The sequence below is a fragment of the Micromonospora phytophila genome, from assembly GCF_023656545.1.
Classification (GTDB): domain Bacteria; phylum Actinomycetota; class Actinomycetes; order Mycobacteriales; family Micromonosporaceae; genus Micromonospora; species Micromonospora phytophila.
The window spans coordinates 1-1,148 of record NZ_JAMOKF010000620.1 but is presented as its reverse complement, the minus strand read 5'-3'; the positions used below and the strand labels follow the sequence as shown (position 1 = coordinate 1,148).

The 1,148-nt window shown below is 75.4% G+C and carries 2 protein-coding genes; one reads left to right on the top strand and one right to left on the bottom strand.

Features of this window, described 5'->3' with window-relative positions; genetic code table 11:
* Positions 1 to 4: 4 nt before the first annotated feature.
* Positions 5 to 682 (bottom strand): phasin family protein, encoded by a 678-nt coding sequence (locus tag NCC78_RS31820; protein WP_250799177.1) that lies wholly within the window; start codon positions 680 to 682, stop codon positions 5 to 7.
* Between the two features lie 114 nt (positions 683 to 796).
* Here NCC78_RS31820 and NCC78_RS31815 point away from each other — a divergent pair, with 114 nt between their 5' ends.
* A complete protein-coding gene (locus tag NCC78_RS31815; protein WP_250799169.1) occupies positions 797 to 1,135 on the top strand; it encodes an SCP2 sterol-binding domain-containing protein in 339 nt (112 codons plus the stop codon).
* The last annotated feature ends 13 nt before the right edge of the window (positions 1,136 to 1,148 follow it).

The following is a 1,148-nucleotide window of genomic DNA, read 5'->3' as shown; positions in this document are numbered from 1 at the left end:
CCGGTCACGCCTCGCCCCGCTCGGCGGTCGGGTCGCTGCCGCCCTGGTCGCCCGGCTGCCGCTTGCGGGGCGGCGCCTTCTTGGCGGGCCGGACCGGCTCGACCTTGCCGCCCTCCGCGGGGGTGACGGCCGTGGGCGCCCTCTTGGCCAGGGCCTTCTTGGCGACCGCCTTCTTCGCCAGGGCCTTCTTCGCGACCGCCTTGCGGGCCACCGCCGAGGTCGGCAGCGTCGCGTCCGGGACGGTGGCGGTGGTGGGAACGGCCGGTTCGGCGGCGCCGGGGGCGGCGGCCGACATGGCGCCGCCGGCGACGGCCAGCGAACCGGGGAACGCCGGGGCGCTCGCGGCGTCGGGGCCGCCGGCCAGCGGGGTGCCGGGTGTCGACTTCGCCTCCCGGAGCTGGCGTTCCAGCTCGTGCACCCGGCGGGTCAGCTCGGCGACCTCGTCGGCGGTGGCGAGCCCCACCGCGCCAAGGGCCCGGTCGACCTCGAAGCGCACCAGCTTGGTCAACGCCTCCCGGTTGGCCGCGCCGGTGGAGACGAGTTCCTCGGCGAGCGCCTGGAGCTGGGTGGCGGTCGCGCCGCCCGTGCCGACGACGCGGCGGACCGCGTCCTGGGCCTTCTTCCGGGGCGCCTCCGTCAGGCCCATGGCCAGCTCAAGGTAGGCGCGCCACGCGTCCTGCATGCCTGTGTCCTTCCGCGGGGCGGGGGTGTGCGGTGCTCACGCTACCGGGCCCCGCCGAGCACCCTGTGCGGTACGGTGCCGGGGAACGGCGTGGCGTGCGGTGAGGAGACGATGGTGGCCAGCGTTGACGAGTGCCGGCAGGCGTTGCAGGATCTGGCCGCCCGGCTGGACCGCAACGCGGAGACGGTGCGGGAACGGATCGACCTGGACCGGACGCTGGCCTGCCGGGTCACCGACCTGGACACGGCCTTCCACGGCCGGATCGCCGACGGCCGCCTGCTCGACCTGGCCGACGGCGACGACCCGAAAGCCAAGATCGCCCTGAGCACCACCAGCGACGACCTGCTCGCGCTGGTCCGTGGTGAGCTCGACGTCACCCGCGCGGTCGCCTCCCGGCGCGTCTCGATCAAGGCCAACCCGTTCGACCTGATGAAGCTGCGCAAGCTGCTCTGAGCCGGCCTCGGCG